The sequence below is a fragment of the Mastigocoleus sp. MO_188.B34 genome (genome assembly GCF_030065675.1).
Taxonomy (GTDB): Bacteria; Cyanobacteriota; Cyanobacteriia; order Cyanobacteriales; family Nostocaceae; genus Mastigocoleus.
In genome coordinates this window covers 81,873-101,985 of sequence record NZ_JASJDK010000016.1, presented here as the reverse complement: position 1 = coordinate 101,985, position 20,113 = coordinate 81,873, and the positions used below count along the sequence as shown (strand labels likewise).

The following is a 20,113-nucleotide window of genomic DNA, read 5'->3' as shown; positions in this document are numbered from 1 at the left end:
GATTAGTAACTGACAACTGTTAACTGTAGCCCGTAAGGGCGTGGCGTTAGCCATAAACTGAAAAACAATAGATTAGCACCCATCAAAAACTTATATAAAGAATTTATTCATTAACTTGCTTGAGCAAAGCCATCCACATATCCGCAGGTTCAGAATAATAATCGATTTCTTCAACTTGATACTTCTGAGACCCCGAAGCATTAGCTAAAATTATATAGTCTCCACATTTAATATTTTTCCATCTAGCAGTCATACAACCTCTGGTGCAGTCATTATCAAGGATTTCAAACACATAATCACGCCCAGCAACTAAACCAGTGTAATCGTATGTCTGATTTTGCTGTAACTTAAAAGTTGTTAATACTTCGTGGGATAACCAATCCAAAAAAGTATTTAGACTAACACCTGAAGAAATTAAAAACATAAGTGGGATTAAATAAAATAAATTTAAGTACTATCGCGAAAGTTGTAAATTTGACATTTTGCCTGCACTTAATACTTAGATATTTTAACCCGCACCTCCTAAAAAAATTTTATAAAATGATAGAGATAATCAACTTTTTACATATTCATAAAGATATCGATAAAGCCGATAAAATTGTAATATTTGATTCTTAATTGCTTATTTCACAACTCGCAGGAATTTAAGCAAAGTTAATGTAAGGTAAGCATTTATTGTACTCAAACTTAACTCTTTTTCTGTTTTTCTTAAGTAAATATATACGCATAAAGTATTTTACACAGATTTTTGTGATTTAAGTCATAGACATTTAATATTTAATTTGACCTAAAAAATATATATCTCACAAGGTGTAGAATTGAAATATTTGTTTTGTGAAACTGCCAAGAGTCAAGATACTAAATTGTATAAATTCCATTATTTTAAATTTTTAATCCAAAAATATTTAGTTAAAAGACCCTATAATACTTATTATTTTATTTATCCAATTAAATGCATATTAATCAATGAAATAATCTAGCTTTTAGAGTATATAAAAAAGAATTGATTTTAATTAAAAATTATTGTCATTGATTTCTGTTGGACCTTCTAATAAGGAAAGAAAAATTTCCCATTCTCCTTCAGAAAGTAAAGTCGATTGTGGTTGTATAGTTTCTTCTTTTGCTGCAATTAAAGCAATTTCACGCAGATATTCACTTAAACTTAAAGACCTACTAGCAGCAGCTGTTTCCAATGTTTGCTTTTCTTCTTCGCTAAGTTGAATTTCAACGGTAGTACTTCTGGTTTCGGGGGATGTAGACATGGAAACATCGATTGGGAGTATATTTAATTATGTAAAATCTTAACACCCTATCCTACGATAAGTCTCTATATACCGACAAAACTATGTAATATATAATTTTTTGTATAAAAATAAATCAAATTATTATTTTCTGTATTTATAGTTACATTCGAGCAAAATATTCTAAAAGTAATCTATGAATAAAAATATAACCACCACCAACTTTCTGTAAGAAAATTCTTTCTGTAGCGTAGTCCAAAAAACGAGCATAATTCCAAGGGATAGAACCTCTCTGGAATAGAAGTATGCGTATAATAATATGTTTAATGCAGGTATCAACACCACCAGCAACGATACCAAAACTAAACCCAAAAATTGTCCATCCATTAACGCTCCAACCCAACATAGTTGCTGTGAAACGAAGTATTGATGCTCCAATCATTCCGAACAATAATGAATTTTTGGCTGATTTTCTAATTCCTTGACCTGGATTTGCAAACTTTTGAATTCTCGGTCCTGTAAAACCACGAATTATGACAAAAAATAATCCCATACTCAAGCCAAAAATAATTCCTCTGATCGCCCGCATCCATACAGAAAAATCAAAGCTGACAATACCTACCAATACTTTTTCTAATTCTATATCGGTGACATTTAGTTTAAGTAGTATACCTAAAGTTAATCCATAAATCATTCCTTTAACTAGATTTTTTCTTGCACTTTTCCACGACCATTGCAGTGTTTCCACCGGATTAATTCGATTTAAACCAAAATATAGCCAGAAAAATACAATGGTGAGTGAAAGGGATATTATTGCTTTCTCTGGAGGTATTGTTTTAATTACATGTATTGCAACTAACCATCCAATACCAGTAAATGTAAGTAAAGAACATAATATGTAAAGTCGATATAAATTTTTAGGTAACAGGTCGGGCTGCATTCTTTCAATTAAAAATACTGTTTGCGATCGCTCTTTTAGTTTTTGAGCTAACCAACTCAACCAGTAGATAGATTGACTTTTTGAGTAACTATGTTTTGTAACCCTTCTCTCAAACATTCTTTGGACGTATTTATCAAATAAATGTTGACGATGTTCCTCCAAAGTCATTCCTGGTAGTTCTGTAATCGATATACCCTGATAGGCTAAGGTCATAATATTTAGCATTAAGGGCGATTTTGCTAATTCTTGTAATGTTTCATTGGTTTGAAGTGCTTGTTTGAGAGCAGAAAGCTCTGTACCGAGATTTTGAAGATATTGATATACCTGTTCTAAAGTTAGGGGTTGAATATAGATCGCAGTTTGAAAGTGGAGTTGATGAGATAAATTTTGGTAATCTTTGATTCGACTACAAACTATAATTTCTGTTTCACCATAATTTTGGCAAAATTGATTAATTGCTGCGACACAAGCATCTCTCAAACTAGAATTTACTTCATCTAAACCATCTAAAAGTAATAATAATTGTTGATTCTCTATCCATTTATGAGCAATTTCTTTAGAGACTTGGTAGCTCGCATTAAGTTCTTTAACTAACCATTTATCAATAGTTATTTTGGGATTAGTCCAAGTAGAAAGATTGAATACTACTGGGATAGGTTGGTTGATATTTTGTTGAACAATTCTAATTAAATCACGGGTAATTTCTAGTAATGTTGTAGTTTTACCCGAACCCGGTTCGCCTAGTATTAATAAGGAACGACCAGTTCCCATTTGTAAAAATATATCGATAGCTTTGGTATTTTGACTTATTTCCTGTCGTGTTTGTTCGCTAGTTTCCCATAACATTCCCCAAGGATGGGCTAAAACATCTAGACGATTTTCTAAACCTAATTCAATTAAAGCTACTCCATGTAAAGAAGTTTCTAAAACACCTTTTACCCAATAGTTTGTTACCTTGTTGAGTAATATTTGGCGGTTGCGATAACTTTGCTGACTATATTGATTACTGATTGGTGTATTTAAATTGATTTTAGATAAACCCGGTGGCTGAGTTTGAACCTGGTTAATATTATCTTGGCTGAGATTATCCGGTTCGGGTCGCTTCCAATTTTCTCCCCGGTGGGGTGAAGCTTTATTTTGGGAAATTATATTTTGGGAAATTATATTTTGAGAAGTTTGATTATTGGGAATTTGACCTTCTGAGGATCTAACTGATAAATCTTGCTCTGATAAAGCCCGATATGAGAAAAGTTGATCTTGTGGTTGTAAAGCTGCTAACATCGCCTTTGCATTTGGAAAGCGATCGCTAGGATTGATTTTTGTGGCGCGATTTAAAATATTTTTGAGAAAACTGCTAATATCCCTCCTCGATTCCCAAATTGTTTCGCCGGTTTGAGGATTATTCTGTAATTTGTTGGGAGAGACTCCGGTCAATAGAGCAATTGCTGTCATTCCCAAACTGTAAATATCGCTAGCAAATATTGGTTTTCCTACAGCTTGTTCTGGTGGCATAAAACCAGGAGTACCAATTACTATTGTATTAGTAACTTCACCCCCTAATTCTATTGTGGGGTTAACAATTTCCTTGGCAATGCCAAAATCAATTAAAACAGCTTTAGAATCTTTTTCTCGATAAATAATATTTCCTGGCTTAATATCTCTATGGATAATTCCTTTGGAATGAATATAATCCAAAACATATAAAATATCTATTAAAATATTTTGAACTAAATCCTCGCTAAAAACTCCTTCTTGCCGTAATTTTTGACTTAAAGTTAAACCATCAATTAATTCTTGAACCAAATAAAACTGTTCATTTTCGACAAAATAGGCATATAGTTTTGGTATTTGATTATTCTCTTCACCCAATTCTTCTAAAATTGCAGCTTCACGTGCAAACCTTTCCTGCATAAGTTGATAGACATGTGGCTTCTCTACTACAGGTTTTAATTGTTTGATAACACAAATACGTCGGGAAGGAAGATGGGTATCTTCCGCTAGAAAAGTTTTGCCAAAACCACCTTTTCCCAACGTTCTAATGATGCGATAACGATTATTTAACACCGCTGGTACCATTTGATTTTGTTTGGCAGGAGCTTGTCCTAATATTAATTATGTCGATTTATCCCAAGATATGCATTTATTATCATTGGATAATCTTTAATATTTTAAAATATAATGTTACTTTATTTACTGCACTTCATAAATTGTTTTGATTTAAGTGCGTGTCTGATGACAATCTAAAAAATATAGTAATCCTGTTTGATTTATGGGTATATAAATTCTGTAAGGATGCAACATGTTTCCTTGGGGGAACGCCCTTGAAGACTACTTCTCTATAACAATCCTAAATCATTTATGAAGATGAATATTGTAGAGACGCGCCATGGCGCGTCTCTACAGGATTTACCGTTCACAAATCAGATATGATTGCTATACAATGTTGATTTTGATAAATTATTTAGGAATGCTGTATCTGGAATAAATTTACATTGAATAAATAGGTAAATCCAATCATAATAAGTTGGGTTTTTAATTAATATTCACCTATATATCAATTAGATTATATTTTTTTGGTTATTGAAAATTTATTGATAGTTAAAGCTGATATTTAGTAAATAATGGGTTGTAGTTAAAATATTTTTACATTGTAGTTCCAATAAAATTTATATAAGCATAGAATAATCAGCTGTATGCTCCTCGGCGCATCCCTGCAATAAATATAAAAGGTTTAATGATAGATCAAATATTAGACAGTCGCTATCAGATAACAAAAGCTTTGGGTAAAGGTGGATTTGGCGAAACATTTTTAGCAAAAGATGTGAAGCGTCCGGGAAATCCTGTATGTATTGTCAAAAAACTACATTCTTTTCACGAAAATATTGAAGTATTAAAAGTAGCCCGTCGTTTATTTAAAAAAGAAGCAGAAATTTTGGAAAAGTTGGGAAAACACGATAAAATTCCCACCTTACTAGCCGATATTGAAGAAGGACAAGACTTTTATTTTGTTGAACAATTTATACCAGGAAATACTTTAAATCAAGAAATTCTACCTGGTAAATCTTGGAATGAATTTACAGTTATAAGTTTTTTGAAAGAAATATTGACTATATTGCATTTTGTGCATGGTCAAGGTGTCATTCATCGAGATATCAAACCAGAAAATATTATTCGTCGGACTTCCGATCGCAAATTAGTTTTAATTGACTTTGGTGCAGTAAAAGAAATTGGAACTCAAATCCATCAAGGACAAATAAATCTTACGGTTACAATTGGCACTCCTGGCTATATACCAATCGAGCAAACTCAAGGTAGTCCCCAATTTAATAGTGATATTTATGCTGTAGGAAAGATTGCCATTCAAGCACTTTTGGGTTTAAATATCCAACAACTAATCAATCTTAAAGATCCAAGTAACCCGAGTATGGGAGAGATTATCTGGGAGAATAGGAGAAAGATTAGTCCAAAACTAGCAAATATAATCAATAAAATGGTCCGCTGCGACTATAGTCAGCGCTATCAGTCTGCAAATGAAGTTTTAGCAGATTTAGAAAAAATTACAGCAGGGGCTAAGTCTAACAAAGAAATATCAAATACCAATACTAGTACTAATACTAAATCTGGAATTTTTCGCACCTTATTACCTCAAACTCCAAAACTAAAAACTCTGGTGCTTGCAGGATTGGGAGTTTTGGGTGTAATTGGTATTAGTGCTGGGGTTGTCTGGAGTCAATCAAAAGCTATAGCTGAGTACTTCGACCGACAGGGAGTAACTAAAGGTCAAAAAGGAGAGCATAAAGCAGCTTTAGCAGATTTCAATCGAGCAATTTGGTTTAATCCCCAAGATCCTATAATTTACCAGAACAAAGGTACTTCTCACTTTACTCTCAAGGACTATGGGGGAGCAATTGAGGATTTCACCAAAGTTATCGAACTCGACCCCAACAACGCTTTAGGTTATCACAAAAGGGGTTTAGTTTATTCCTCGTCAAAACATAAACAGCGAGCGATCGCAGACTACACCCGAGCAATTCAGATCGATCCTAAATTGTTTGTAGCTTACCTGATGCGGGGGAATGATCGTTTTTACATGGGAGATAGCCAAGGTGCAGTTAGTGACTACACTAAAGTTATTGAACTCAAACCCGACTTTGCAGAAGCTTATATCGATCGCTGCAATCTGTATAAACAAATTCATGAGTTTAAGAAAGCAATTCGAGACTGCGACAAAGCAATATCCCTGAATCCACAAGATTTTGCTGCTTATAATAACCGGGGAAATCTTCTGAGAGAAATAGGAGACTATCAAGGAGCGATCGCTGACTTTAGCAAAGGTATTAATATTAATCCCAACGCGATTCAACTTTACAATAACCGAGGTAATGTTTATTCCTTGGGATTAAAAGACTATAAGAAAGCAATTGAAGATTACAACCAAGTAATTAAGCGGGATAAAAAATCTGCTGCTGGATATTTAAAGCGGGGTGCAGCACGCTTTGGAATTGGAGACACTCAAGGAGCGATCGCGGATGCTAGCAAAGCAATTGAATTGAAATCGGATTTTGCTCAAGCTTACTCTAACCGGGGAGAATATCGGGCTAAATTAGGGGAAAAGCAAGCAGCAATTAAAGATTTTCAACAAGCAGCAAAGTTTTGTGGAGAGAGAGGTTGGACTGATTGTTATAAAAAATCCCAGCAGTTTATTAAAGGACTGGAAAAAGAATCATGAAAAATCTGGCATAAAAATCTGGAAAAATGATTGTTCGAGATGAAGTATGTGTTACGATGTGTTTTCATCGCTCCATACTGGAATGAAATTCAGATAAATAATTAGATAAATAAGGAATAGAGCAATGTAGTCCTCAATTTCAATCAAATTTGTAAAAGTGCGAATTTTAGCAACTGTAATTAAATGAGTTGCTTGTTAGTAGGAAATTCGCAAACAGATTTTGCTAGTTGAATCCATAGATTGAATCCGTAGAGATATTTCAAAGTCTAAAAAGATTTGTTGATTGTCAAAATCCTGCAGTAGAGACGTAGCACGCTACGTCTTTGCAAGATGCTTGATGCTGAGTTCGACAGGTAAAATGATTTTGATAAATCCTTTGTCTTCAGCGGGTTGAATTTGTAGATTCGATCTATTGATTGAAATTGTTAAGGATCGAAAGTAATGAGACAAATATATAAGTATCCCCGTACCCGTCATATCCAGGGTTCGAGAATTCAACCTGGGGATGGGGATTTAAATAATATCCCGTTTGGGGAAATTCAACACAAATATGTAGTTGTTGAAGAAAAGGTTGATGGAGCAAATGCAGCTATTAGCTTCAGTGCTGATGGAAAGTTACTTCTGCAAAGTAGGGGTCACTATCTAACGGGAGGAGCAAGGGAAAGACACTTTAATTTATTCAAACAATGGGCTAATACCCACGTTACTGCTCTTTGGGAAGTTTTGGGTAGTCGTTATATTTTGTTTGGAGAATGGATGTATGCAAAACATACGGTCTTTTATGATGCTCTACCCCATTATTTTCTGGAATATGATGTCTGGGATTTAGAAAAACTAGTATTTCTCAGTACGAGGGAAAGAAAAAATCTATTAAATGGTTTGAATTTAGTTTCCGTACCGGTTTTATTTACCGGGGAACTGGAATCATATCAGCAATTATTAAATTTTTTGGGTAAGTCCAATTATCAAACCTCAAAGCATTTAGAGCGTTTCCAAGAGATTTGTGTAGCACAAGGACTTGATGTAGAGCGATCGCTAAAACAAACTGACCAAAGTTCCTTAATGGAAGGTTTGTATATCAAGGTTGAGTCGGACAATGTAGTGGAAGCTCGATATAAATATGTGCGTTCTAGTTTTTTGACTACAATCCAAAATTCCGACGGTCATTGGTTGAATCGTCCGATTATTCCCAATGTTCTGCGGTCTGATGTGGATTTGTTTGTTTTTCAGCAAAACCCTGTAGAGACGTACCATGGTACGTCTCTACAACCGGTCAACAATAAATAAGGAGTAAGAATAATGACTTGGATATTTCCCCATTGTCCGACTGGGGATAATTTATCGATTGATTGGTCTGCTTTGGAAAGGGAATTTGACTGTTTAGCACAACTTGCTCATTGTCCTCAAGATAAGCGTTTTCATGCAGAAGGTGACGTTTTAACCCATACAAAGTTAGTCTGCGAAGCTTTGGTAAATTTATCTGAATGGCAGATGTTACCAGAGCAAAAACGGAGTATTTTATTTGCTGCTGCTTTATTACACGATATTGGAAAACCTTCCACCACTCAGATAGAAGAAGATGGAACTATTTCATCCAAAGGACATGTTTTACAGGGTGTAAGGATGACACAACAGATCCTCTGGGATTTGGGAGTTCCTTTTCACTGTCGGGAAGAAGTCGTCAATTTGGTGAAGTACGGTAGTCTACCTTTGTGGTTTTGGGATAAACCAAATCCAGAGAAAGCTGTAATTCAAGTTAGTCAGTTTGTCAGTTGCGACATGCTCGCAATGTTAGCTGAAGCTGATGTTAAGGGAAGATATTGTGGCGATCGCGATGGTTTATTAGAACTAATTGAGTTTTTTCGCGAATTTTGTCGAGAAAATGATTGTTTCGACCGACCGAGGAGTTTTTTATCTTCCCACAGTAGATTTGTTTATTTTCATAAAGAAAATGCTGACCCTAATTATCGTGCTTATGACGATACTCGTTTTCAAGTAACCATGATGTCGGGTTTACCAGGTTCGGGAAAAGATACTTGGATTAAAGAAAATTGTTCCGAACTCAAAGTTATTTCCCTGGACGAGCTACGACGTTTTATGGGTGTAGAACCAACGGAAAATCAAGGAATCGTTGCAAATCGAGCCAAAGCGATCGCAAAAGAATATATGCGTAACGGGGAGTCTTTTGTCTGGAATGCAACTAATATCAATCGACAGTTAAGGGATATATTAATTCGTTTATTTACTTCTTATCAAGCAAGGATACGTATTGTTTATTTGGAGACTGCTTGGGAAGAATTATTACAACGAAATAAAACTCGCATTCATAAGGTACCAGAAAAAGTACTCTACAAAATGAGAAATCGTTTGGATGTGCCGAAAATTACAGAAGCCCATGAGGTTGAGTGGGTTATTAGCGCTACGCGCAAGTAAAAAGTAAGAAGTAAGAAGTAAGAAGTAAGAAGTAAGAAGTAAGAAGTAAGAAGTAAGAAGTCAGAACAGACCGCGCCTACGGCGAGCAGGAGTCAGAAGTCAGGAGTCAGATACGTTAACGTTACTCATTAATCATCACTTGTTACTCATTACTCATTACTCATTACTCATTACTCATTACTCATTACTCATCACTTATTACCAATTACCCATTACCTAAAATGTTACCTATTCAAGATGTCTATAATCGCATTATTTGGGATGCGCGACTCGATAAAAGGAATTTTATTATCGGTTTCCACGAACGGAACTCAGATACTGGAATTCAAGAAATGCACGTACTTCAGTGGTCTGCAAATGGAGATATACCTTGGCATCGTATTCGATATATACGTTGTAAAGATACGATTGTTTGGGATAGAGATCGAAATTTAGATTTGTTCGCTGCTAAGCAATTACCTGTTAATGCTTGGAATGATCGAGATAACTCAAATTCTCAGAAATCAATGAGTTCTAAAAAATCATTGAATCCTCAGAAATTATTGAATTCTCAAAAATCATTAGAAGCTGATGCTGTAAAGTTTGTTCACAAGAGCGTTTACAAATATAACGGGTCGATTTGGGAAGAGGTTAATCAAAATCCAGACTCAGTAAGATTGAAAAGTTTGAATGTGGTCAGCTTCAATGTTCTCCATGATCGGTATGAAGCAGAGAAAATTCAAACAGTGAAACGAATACCAGTAATTTTCCAGCATTTGAAGGAATCTGATGCAGATATTATCGCTATTCAAGAAGCTACACCAAATTTCTTAGAGTTGCTTTTATCTGAAAATTGGGTACGCGATCGCTATTATATTTCTGAGTCAATTGATGGGGAAAATATCAAACCATCAGGTAACTTGTTGATGTCCCGTCTACCATTTACTTTGGTAGAACATCGATTCTCCATCCACAAAAGCTTGATGGTCGGTACTTACAAAATTAATGGTGAAGTATTACAAGTTGGAGTAGTACATTTAACTAGTGACCGCGCCCAAAATGCAGCGGAGAAAAGAAAATATCAGCTAAATACCTTGCTGAAATATCTTCAAAGTCAACCGGGAGATAGTTTAATTGTTGGTGATTTTAATACCAGAGGTAAACAACTACAGGAGATATTAGATCTCTATGGTTTTACTGACCTATGGGAAGAATTACATCCCGAACAATTAGGATATACTTTCGACCCTCAACAAAACCCATTAGCGGAGTTGATGAGTCTGGAGGGAGAAGCAGCAAGGTTCGATCGGATTTTACTACACTCTGTGGATCGTAAATTTTCTCCAAATTCGATCAATTTATTTGCTTGCGAACCTATAGCAGGTACACCGATTTATCCCTCCGATCACTTTGGTATTCGCGCAACAATAGATATTAATAGTTACTTGCTAGATGAAAAGAAGCAAGATTTAAAATCTATTTCTCCAAAGTCTAATTCTTTAAATTCTAATTCTTTAAAGTCTATTTCACCTACTTACAGAAGCGCTATAGTCATAATTCCACCTAAAGAGGTTCTAGCTGAAATTCAAAATATTAGATATCTTCATGATGCAAGATATAAACGATGGATGCCGCATATTAACTTAATTTACGGTTTTTTACCAGAGTCATATTTTGTAGAAGCTGGAAAAATTATTGCTCCTATAGTTGCTAATTTAGAACCTTTTACTATTACTTTAGATAGTTTCCAAACATTCACCCATCGCAAAAGTTCTACAGCTTGGTTACGTCCCCAAAGTCAACCTGAGAAAGCATTACAGGAATTACAGACAGCATTACAAACTTTGTTTCCTCAATGTGACGAACAAAGCAAAAAATCAAAAACTGGTTTCACCCCACATCTGAGCGTGGGACAGTTTTCTAGTTCAGCAGAAGCATTTGCGAAATTACCGGAATGGGAACCAATAAGCTTTACGGTATCGTCCATCGCATTAATTAGTCGTCGGAATGACGAACCTTTTGAAGTTAGACAGGTTATTCCTTTAGGAAACAAATCTATTCAAGAAGCTTCTCAAAATTCTAATTCTCCCAGCAATCACAAACTCATTGAATTAGTAAATCAGCTGGAACCAGAAATAACATCAGCACAAAAAGCACAGCGTCAGACCATTATCGAAATAGTTCAGCAAGCTTGTACCGAATCCTTATGTTTTCCTGCAAATTTACATTTGCTTGGATCGGAACGTTTGGGAGTCGCAACCCCTGATAGTGACTTAGATGCTGTATGTGAAATTCCTATTTATTTGACTGGGGAAACTTTTCTCAAAAATGTAGAGCAACGTTTACAAGATTTATGCGAGAGAACTCAATTAATAACAGAAGCAAGAGTTCCTTTATTACGTTTGAAATTGGAAGGAATATCTGTAGATTTACTTTACGTTCAAATCAAATCTGTAGAAAGTAATTCTGAATCTAAACTTGAACCAGACTTACTTAAAGTCATTGCGACGCAAGGAAGCAATCCCAACCGATTTGAAGTAGAACTAGATTCCCCCAGCTTTAAAGCAATAGTTGGATCTTGGGAAGCAGATACAATTATTCAAACCGTAACTAGACACATACCACTTACATATTTCCGTCTATTACTGAGAACAATCAGAGCTTGGGCTAAATCTCGTTGGATATACAGCAACACTTACGGCTTTTTGGGTGGTTTTTCTTGGGCTTTATTAACTGCCTGGAGTTGTCAAAATTATCACATAAATTATGATGATAATGATATTTCCCTAGATAAATTACTCTTTAACTTTTTTAACCTGCTTGTTCAACACGATTGGAGTAAACCGATTTCTTTAACAGATACAGGGCTTCAGTATAAAGTAAGATTACCTCAGGACTGGATGCCGATAATTACCTCGATAAAACCTTGTCAAAATTCCGCACGTAATGTGACAAAATCGACATTCAATATTTTACGCAGCGAGTTCATCAGAGGTGCAGATCTAAGCAAGCAAGCATTAATCCATAATGAAAACTGGAATCTGTTATTTGATTCACCCGATTTTAATTCAGGATTCAAACTATTAAAGTCTGATGTTTTAGAACTCAATACATTAATTAAATTAGAAATACGCGATAAACGCCTAAGAGGCGTTCCGCGAAGCGATCACGATCGGGATTTAGAAAACAGTTTTAGTCTGGTAGAAAGTCAAATTGTCGGTTTAATTATTCAGTTGGAGCAGTTAGGTATTTTTGTTAGACCTCATACCCAAAGAGAAACCTTTCAAAATATTGAACCTCAAAATATTGAACTGCAAAATATTGGATGTATCAAACTGAGTTTAGATATTCCTTCTGATTGCAATTCAAGTTTAGTAGAAAAAATCTGCGATCGCTTTGTTAGTCAATTTTATGACTCAGGTGTAAATTTTAACGATTTTGACATCACATTTATTCCATTTGAGCAAAATGTTCTTGGAGCAAAGCGTGAAGAAACGTAAACCGACCACCGACTTTGTTGATTAATTTGCGATCGCTAGCGTAGGTGAGAAAGTGAGCGTAGTTCCAGGGTATTGAGCCGTTTTTCCAGAGTATAAGGCGAAGAGAAATGTCTTGAAGAATGGGATTTCCGGCAAAATTTATCCCACAAAAAAGTGCGAATGAAAATCCTTGAATTAGAATAGTCTCTACATTTAAGTTTCGACCTTGTATTTGCGCCGTTGCTAAAAACAATAAAATTGTAATAGGTGAAGCAATAAAAATAAAAATAGCAGTATTTTTTGCAGATTCTTGAATACCTTGATTAGGATATTTTCTATAGTTTAAACGTTCCCCTCTCATACCAGAAATTAGCCCATAAATCATTCCACAAATTAGTCCATAAACCAAATTAGAAATTACCCCAATTATCAAGCCGACAAGCAGTCCAGCTTTAAAATTAAAACCTATTTTTAAAGTTTCAGTAGCATTTATTTTTGGCACAATTAGATAAATAGCTCCAATAATTGTTCCAGCAATAAATCCATTATTCACTCCAAAAATCAGCCCAAAAATAACCCCAAATATCAGCCCAGAAATCAGCCACAAAGTCAAATAATACTGTATATCTCCAAACTTATTATCTAAATAACTAGGCTGCATTTGCTCCATATAAAATTCCTTGAGATTATGCTCCTCCATTTTCTGTGCTAACCATATTAACCATCGCTTGGTATCCTCAGTTTTATATCCCTTCTTATCGTGGTGTGTTTCTAGCTTTCTTTTAATAAAAGCATCAAACAAATTTTTGCGGACATTTTTTTGATATTGTTCCCGTTCATCTTCAGAATTAAAACGCTTAACTGTATTCTTTAAACCATCTGGATAAGCAATGGGAATCAAACTTAAAAATAAAGGTATCTTTGCTAATTCACCTAAACCATCTGGATCATTTTGAAGATTTTTCCATAATTTAGGAACACCAATCCGTCGCAAGTATTCTGTAATCTGTCCTTCACTTAAAGCTTGTAAATAAACCGCACCCCGCAAACGATTTAAAATTGCTCTACCTTCTTCATATTCTTCTCGACGACAGCAAACAACCAAGGGTAATAAACTGGAGTTGTTTTGCAAAAAATCATTAATTTTATCGATACATTTTTTCTGTCTGGTTAAACCCAATTCATCCAAACCATCGAGCAAAGGTGATAATTTATTTTCAGACAACCATTGACGACTGATATTTTCTGAAACGTTGTAGCGAAATTTCAAATCAGCAATCAACCATTCCCCAATTCCTTGTTTGTCATCCCTCCAGTTGGTAAGTTCAAATAATACTGGAATTGGTTTCTCTGGATCTTGTTCAGCGCGTTCAATTAAATCTCTTGCAAGTTCCAATAGTAAAATAGTTTTACCAGCACCAGGTTCACCTAAAATCAGTAACCGACCTGCAATATCTGACTTATTAAAAGCTTCGATAATTGGTTCACCTGAATCTAACTTACTCGTCCCACCACCAAAAATTTTTAACCATCGCTTTGGTTGTAACCATCCCGAACTGAACGAAGTATTACTGTTATTTGTTGTTAAAGGTTGTCTTCCAATCCGTTCTTGTTGTGCTTCTGTTCTCACCCGTATAATTTCTTGATGGTGTAGTGGTGAGTCATTTAACCTGATTTCTACATCAACCTTCATTGCTTTTAACAATTCTGGTCGCCAATCATCCGGGGTTTTTAATGTTTTTGTACTATTTGTTGTAATATTTGGATTAGTGAGCTTACCTTGTTTCCATGCTTGGTAAATTTTCCATACCAGTTTAGATACATGCCGAAAAAATAACAGTAAAACTATTACACCAACAGTCTTAGTTGCAACTTGAAGTGATAAAGTACTTTTACTGAAAAAATCTTTCCAGCCAGTAATAATTAAACTTAAAACTGTAACTTCAAATGTAAGCCAGACAGTTAAAACTTTATTACCTTGAACATCTGGGATGGGGGGTAACTGATTAATTAAATAACCGCCCAAAGCAGCTAATAACGTCAACACCAGTGTCACAAAAAAATTTGTTAGCATGTTGTGTCGGAAAAAATCCCAATTATCAGAGTACTAGCACTCTGTTAGAACTTCAAATGATGCTGAATAAATTCCAGATTTAACCGAAACCTCGTTTTGTTCAAAATCCCACCTTGAAATAAATAAATTTCAACACTCATAATCTAAGTACGTTAAAACGCACTGTAAACCTTACCCAGTCTGATTTATCAGGCTTTTGCTATGAGCCTGGGATTTTAATCCAAGGCGGATACTTGTAATTTAAAACTCGCCAACCCTCAATCTAAACCCTTTTAACTCATTACTCCTTACTTCTTACTCTTTACTTCTTACTCTTTACTTCTTACTTCTCACTCTTTACTTTTCCAATTTTCCTTTTTGTGCAACTTTAACTGTTAACAATTCGACTTTAATTGGTACACTATTTACTTCAGTACCCCTATTGACCAGCGCCTATGGTTCACGTGAAGCGCGTGGAACTTACCAATTTTAAATCCTTCGGTGGCAGCACTCAAGTGCCATTGTTGGGGGGATTTACTGTGATTTCTGGACCTAACGGTTCTGGTAAATCAAATATTCTGGATGCGTTGCTATTTTGTTTGGGACTTGCTAGTTCCAAGGGGATGCGAGCAGACAGGCTTCCAGATCTAGTAAACACCAACCAAATTAAAAAAGGAAACCGTTCTACAATTGAAACTAACGTCACGGTAACGTTAGACCTTTCTGACTACACTCAAGATGAAGATGATGACGCACCAATTGAATCTCAGGTTGTAGTAGAAGAAGACCCCTCAGAGGAAGGAAATGAAGCTGAGTTAGATCCAGAAGAGTTATTAGAACTTAAGAAAAAGCAAGAACAAACCGAAGAAGAAAAACATCGCAAGGAAAGAATCCGTGCAATATCCGGTGGGGAGTGGAGTGTCACCCGGAGATTGAGGGTAACACCTCAAGGTACTTATTCTTCAAGTTATTTGATTAATGGTATTTCCTCAAATCTTACCGAGTTACATGAGGAGTTGGATCGACTGCGAATTTATCCTGAGGGATATAATGTTGTACTTCAGGGGGATGTCACCAGCATTATTTCCATGAAAGCCCGTGAAAGGCGAGAAATTATTGATGAATTAGCTGGTGTGGCGACCTTCGATCGCAAAATAAATAAGGCGAAGGATACTTTAGAGGAAGTTAAGGAAAAAGAAGATAGTTGTAGAATTATTGAAACCGAATTAACGGCACAGTGTGAGCGTTTAGCTCAAGATAAAGCCAAAGCTGAGAAATATCAAAAACTGCGAGCGGAATTTCTCGAAAAGCAAAAGTGGGAAGGGGTTTTATCCTGGCGATCGCTGCAAGCACAACAGGAAAATTTAATCACCAAAATTCAAGAGGGTGATAAGAATAATACGGAACTTACCCAGCAACTTGAGAGGGTAAATACCGAGATTGATGAGAAAAATAAGGAATTAGAACAGTTAACCGCACATTTAAATGCATTGGGAGGCGAACAGCTTTTAAATGCACAATCTACTTTGGCAAATCAGGAAGCTGAACGCAAGCAGGTTCAACGTCAGCAAACGGAGTTACAATCCGCGATTGAAAACACTGCAAACCGCATTAAACGCACCCAGCAGGATATTCAAGAACAACAGCATACCTTAGAAGAATTAGCCCAACAATATCAGGTAGAGACGCGCCATGGCGCGTCTCTACAAGTAGAAAGGGATACAGCGCGACAGGAATTAGAAAATTCTCGGGAAGCTGCGACGGAAATTGCTTCGGCTTCGGAAGCATGGGTGCAACAACAAACTAACTACAATCGTCAAATTGAGACTTTGTTGCAAAGTTTAGAACCCCAGCGTACGGAGCAAGCACAATTAAGGGAACGTAACAACCAACTACAGCAACAAATTCAAGAACAAACTCAATTAGTTGCAACTCTCGAACCACAATTAACAGAGAAACAAGAACAGCTCACTCAACTAGAAACAGAGTTTAATACTTCTAATGAACCGATCCAAGATTTAGCACAAAACTTGGCAGCGACGGAACAAGAGTTAGATATTCAGCAGCAAACCCAAAAACGTCTGTTACAGGAACAACGGGAAAAGCAACGTCAACTAGATAAATTAGAAGCCCAAGCTCAAGCACAGCAGGAAGCCCAGGGAACCCATGCTAGTAAACTAATTCTTAAGTCGGGATTGAGTGGTGTTTGTGGCTTAGTAGCCCAATTAGGAAGGGTCGATCCCCAATATCAGCTAGCCCTAGAAATATGTGCAGGGGCGAGATTGGGGCATATTGTGGTGGAAGATGATATTGTTGCTTCTACAGGAATTGAATTATTAAAACAAAAACGGGCTGGTCGGGCGACCTTTTTACCATTAAATAAAATTAGAGCGCCGCGAATTTCCCAGTCAGATAAACTGAATTATGCCAATGGTTTTATTGATTATGCAGTAAATTTAATTGAATGCGATCGCCGTTATGATGATGTGTTTGCCTATGTTTTTGGTAACACTGTAGTATTTTCTACTTTAAATCAAGCCCGTAATTACTTAGGACAATTTCGCATAGTTACTCTTAGTGGTGAACTATTGGAAACCAGTGGAGCAATGACCGGTGGTAGTGTTAGTCAACGTTCTACCTTAAAGTTTGGAACTGCAGATGGAACAGATAATGTAGAGACGCGCCATGGTGCGTCTCTACGGGAAAGACTAGAAGAAATCGAACGGGTTTTGGGACGTTGTACCGAAGCGATCGCAACTCTTTCCCAAAGAACCAAGGAACTTTCCCTAGAATTAACAGAAGCACGTCAAGGAAAAAGAGAACAAAAACTACGTTTAGAACAGTTACAAAAAGAAGTTAAAAATTTAGCATCCCGTTTAGAAGAAGCGCGATCGCAACTTACTCAAAATACTGAGCGCTTATCAACAGCCCAATCTCGTCTGGAAATATTAGATCGGGAATTACCCAGCCAAGAGGAAGAATTACAACAGCTGCGCCAAGCCTTAGCTGAGTTAGAATCTTCCCAAACCCCCAACGAATGGCAACAAATTCAAGCTACAATCAAAAGTAAAGAACAAGAACTACAACAAAAAGAAACAAACTTACGGAAAGTAGAAGAAACCTTAAAAAACTTAGAAAATCAACAACAACGTTTACAGGAAAAAACCCAAGAAGCACAACAACGTCTCAAACAATACGAACGGGAAGAAGTAAATAAAAAAGAAAACTTAGAAAAGCTGAGAACTCAAGATACAGAATTAACCAATGCGATCGCTCAAACCAGAGTGACATTAAGCGAATTGGAAAAAAACCTGGGAGAAGAAAAACAAAAACGCGACAGTGTCGAACAAGAAGTACGCTCCCTGTTGTTACGCCAACAACAAGTAGAATGGGAACTACAAAAACTTCAAGAGTCTCAACATTCCCGGCGAGAAACTTTAGAACAAGTAAAAGCTCAATTAGAAGTCGTTAGCGCTGAATTACCATCTCCCCTCCCAGAAGTACCCGATAAGGTTGACTTAGAAGCTTTGAAGAAAGAATTAAAATCCCTTTCTCGGCGGATGCAAGCAATGGAACCAGTAAATATGCTGGCATTAGAAGAATACGAACGCACCCAAAAACGCTTGCAAGAATTAACCGAAAAACTGGAAACACTAGAAGGAGAACGCACTGAATTACTATTGCGGATTGAAAACTTTACTACATTACGTCAACGCGCTTTTAAAGAAGCATTTGATGCAGTCAACGAAAATTTTCAATCAATCTTCGCCGAACTTTCCGACGGTGATGGTTATCTCCAACTCGATAATCCCGAAGATCCATTTGGTAGCGGATTAAACCTAGTAGCCCATCCCAAAGGTAAACCAGTCCAACGTCTTGCTTCCATGTCCGGGGGAGAAAAATCACTAACAGCGTTAAGTTTTATTTTTGCCCTACAGAGGTATCGCCCCTCACCGTTTTATGCTTTTGATGAAGTAGATATGTTTCTAGATGGAGCAAATGTTGAACGATTAGCTAAAATGATTAAGCAACAAGCGCAACAAGCACAATTTATAGTTGTGAGTTTGCGTCGTCCGATGATAGAATCAGCCGAACGCACAATCGGCGTGACACAAGCACGGGGGGCTTATACTCAAGTTTTGGGTATTAAGTTACAATCCTCCAGCACAACTGCTTGAGTTTTAGTTAATAATAGTGTATAGATAAACCGGATTCGAGATCGGGACTCGGTATATAATGACCTCTGAAAAAGTTATTAGGCGCTCCGATATTTTAAACACCCAGGTAATTACTGGTGATAACGGTAAGCGATTGGGAATTGTTAATCAACTTTGGGTGGATATAGATCGCAGGGAAGTTGTGGCTCTCGGCTTGCGAGATAGCCTGATTTCCGTTTCTAGCATCCCCCGCTATATGTATTTAAGTAGTATCGATCAGATCGGCGACGTTATCCTAGTTGAAAATGAAGATGTAATAGAAGATGTCGAAGTTGACATTTACAGCAACCTAATTAACTGGGAGGTCATCACAGAAACAGGTGAAGTTCTCGGTAGGGTAAGGGGTTTTAAATTCAACGGCGAAACAGGTCAAATTCATACTATCGTCATTGCTAACTTAGGATTACCACAAATTCCTGAACAACTTCTTAGCACTTATGAGCTACCAATGGAAGAAGTTGTTAGTGTAGGACCCAATAGACTGATCGTATTCGAAAGTGCAGAAGAACGTTTAACTCAGCTTACGGTCGGTTTGTTAGAGCGTATGGGGATCGGTAAAGCTCCCTGGGAAAAAGAAGATGAAGCTTGGAACGCTCAACCAAAAACAGTTGCACCATCCAATCAGCTTCCTTCTGGGGTACCTTTAGAACCACCCAGACAAAAAGTTCGTCGTCCCGAACCTGTAGCGGAAGAAGTTTGGGATGAAGACGATTACGAAGAAGTTCCCAGACGTAGGGAAATGGAAGCTCGACCATTAGAACCCGAACCTTATGAGCCAGAACCCTACGAAGCACAAACAGTCGAATACGAAGAAGAGGAAGATAACTGGAGTGAAGCCACTGGCAAAGATAAGTATCAACAAACACCTCCTCCCCGTCAACCCAAACCCAGCAAGACTCCTGAATATGCTACTTACGATGATGATGTAAATAGTGATGTTTGGGGTGATGATGAACCGCCAAAACCAATTAATATTCCAAAAAAAGTTAAAGAAAAACAACCAGAATATGAAGAAGAAGGTGGATATTAGTTGTTGATATTG

At 36.5% G+C, this 20,113-nt stretch carries 10 protein-coding genes; 6 read left to right on the top strand and 4 right to left on the bottom strand.

All coding sequences use genetic code 11. The annotated features are described in order from the left end of the window. Window positions 1–103: 103 nt before the first annotated feature. From QNJ50_RS06520 to QNJ50_RS06510, 3 genes are all read right to left on the bottom strand, one after another. On the bottom strand, window positions 104–424 hold the full coding sequence (locus QNJ50_RS06520) for a hypothetical protein (protein ID WP_300633356.1): 321 nt from the start codon (window positions 422–424) through the stop codon (window positions 104–106). A gap of 589 nt (window positions 425–1,013) precedes the next feature. After that, the gene (locus tag QNJ50_RS06515; RefSeq protein ID WP_300633355.1) at window positions 1,014–1,262 is read right to left on the bottom strand and encodes a DUF1778 domain-containing protein; all 249 of its coding nucleotides are present in this window, start codon (window positions 1,260–1,262) and stop codon (window positions 1,014–1,016) included. A gap of 142 nt (window positions 1,263–1,404) precedes the next feature. Then, complete coding sequence (locus tag QNJ50_RS06510) at window positions 1,405–4,257, bottom strand: protein kinase (protein ID WP_300633353.1); 2,853 nt, start codon at window positions 4,255–4,257, stop codon at window positions 1,405–1,407. A 658-nt stretch (window positions 4,258–4,915) separates the two neighbouring features. Between QNJ50_RS06510 and QNJ50_RS06505 the strand changes: the two genes are divergently transcribed. The 4 genes from QNJ50_RS06505 (at window position 4,916) to QNJ50_RS06490 (ending at window position 12,822) form a co-directional block, all read left to right on the top strand. Beyond that, on the top strand, window positions 4,916–6,910 hold the full coding sequence (locus QNJ50_RS06505; protein ID WP_300633351.1) for a serine/threonine-protein kinase: 1,995 nt from the start codon (window positions 4,916–4,918) through the stop codon (window positions 6,908–6,910). Window positions 6,911–7,351: 441 nt separating this feature from the next. Beyond that, window positions 7,352–8,197 (top strand): RNA ligase family protein, encoded by an 846-nt coding sequence (locus QNJ50_RS06500; RefSeq protein WP_300633350.1) that lies wholly within the window; start codon window positions 7,352–7,354, stop codon window positions 8,195–8,197. 12 nt (window positions 8,198–8,209) lie between these two features. Beyond that, on the top strand, window positions 8,210–9,343 hold the full coding sequence (locus QNJ50_RS06495; protein ID WP_300633348.1) for an AAA family ATPase: 1,134 nt from the start codon (window positions 8,210–8,212) through the stop codon (window positions 9,341–9,343). A gap of 221 nt (window positions 9,344–9,564) precedes the next feature. Beyond that, window positions 9,565–12,822, top strand: coding sequence for a poly(A) polymerase (locus QNJ50_RS06490; protein ID WP_300633346.1), 3,258 nt, complete (start codon window positions 9,565–9,567; stop codon window positions 12,820–12,822). Here QNJ50_RS06490 and QNJ50_RS06485 read toward each other — a convergent pair. Beyond that, complete coding sequence (locus QNJ50_RS06485; protein ID WP_300633344.1) at window positions 12,773–14,875, bottom strand: NACHT domain-containing protein; 2,103 nt, start codon at window positions 14,873–14,875, stop codon at window positions 12,773–12,775. The two genes, QNJ50_RS06490 and QNJ50_RS06485, sit on opposite strands and share 50 nt — an antisense overlap. 434 nt (window positions 14,876–15,309) lie before the next feature. Between QNJ50_RS06485 and smc the strand changes: the two genes are divergently transcribed. Together smc and QNJ50_RS06475 are read left to right on the top strand one after the other, a co-directional pair. Further along, complete coding sequence (gene smc / locus QNJ50_RS06480) at window positions 15,310–19,032, top strand: chromosome segregation protein SMC (RefSeq protein WP_300633342.1); 3,723 nt, start codon at window positions 15,310–15,312, stop codon at window positions 19,030–19,032. A gap of 58 nt (window positions 19,033–19,090) precedes the next feature. Next, a complete protein-coding gene (locus QNJ50_RS06475) occupies window positions 19,091–20,101 on the top strand; it encodes a PRC-barrel domain-containing protein (protein ID WP_300633340.1) in 1,011 nt (336 codons plus the stop codon). Window positions 20,102–20,113: the final 12 nt, after the last annotated feature.

Bases quoted from the DNA above. Each gene is read 5' to 3' on its own strand.
- QNJ50_RS06475 (WP_300633340.1), top strand. From the start codon at position 19,091: ATGACCTCTGAAAAAGTTATTAGGCGCTCCGATATTTTAAACACCCAG.
- QNJ50_RS06485 (WP_300633344.1), bottom strand. From the start codon at position 14,875: ATGCTAACAAATTTTTTTGTGACACTGGTGTTGACGTTATTAGCTGCT.
- QNJ50_RS06520 (WP_300633356.1), bottom strand. From the start codon at position 424: ATGTTTTTAATTTCTTCAGGTGTTAGTCTAAATACTTTTTTGGATTGG.
- QNJ50_RS06490 (WP_300633346.1), top strand. From the start codon at position 9,565: ATGTTACCTATTCAAGATGTCTATAATCGCATTATTTGGGATGCGCGA.
- QNJ50_RS06500 (WP_300633350.1), top strand. From the start codon at position 7,352: ATGAGACAAATATATAAGTATCCCCGTACCCGTCATATCCAGGGTTCG.
- QNJ50_RS06505 (WP_300633351.1), top strand. From the start codon at position 4,916: ATGATAGATCAAATATTAGACAGTCGCTATCAGATAACAAAAGCTTTG.
- QNJ50_RS06515 (WP_300633355.1), bottom strand. From the start codon at position 1,262: ATGTCTACATCCCCCGAAACCAGAAGTACTACCGTTGAAATTCAACTT.
- QNJ50_RS06495 (WP_300633348.1), top strand. From the start codon at position 8,210: ATGACTTGGATATTTCCCCATTGTCCGACTGGGGATAATTTATCGATT.
- QNJ50_RS06510 (WP_300633353.1), bottom strand. From the start codon at position 4,257: ATGGTACCAGCGGTGTTAAATAATCGTTATCGCATCATTAGAACGTTG.
- smc (WP_300633342.1), top strand. From the start codon at position 15,310: ATGGTTCACGTGAAGCGCGTGGAACTTACCAATTTTAAATCCTTCGGT.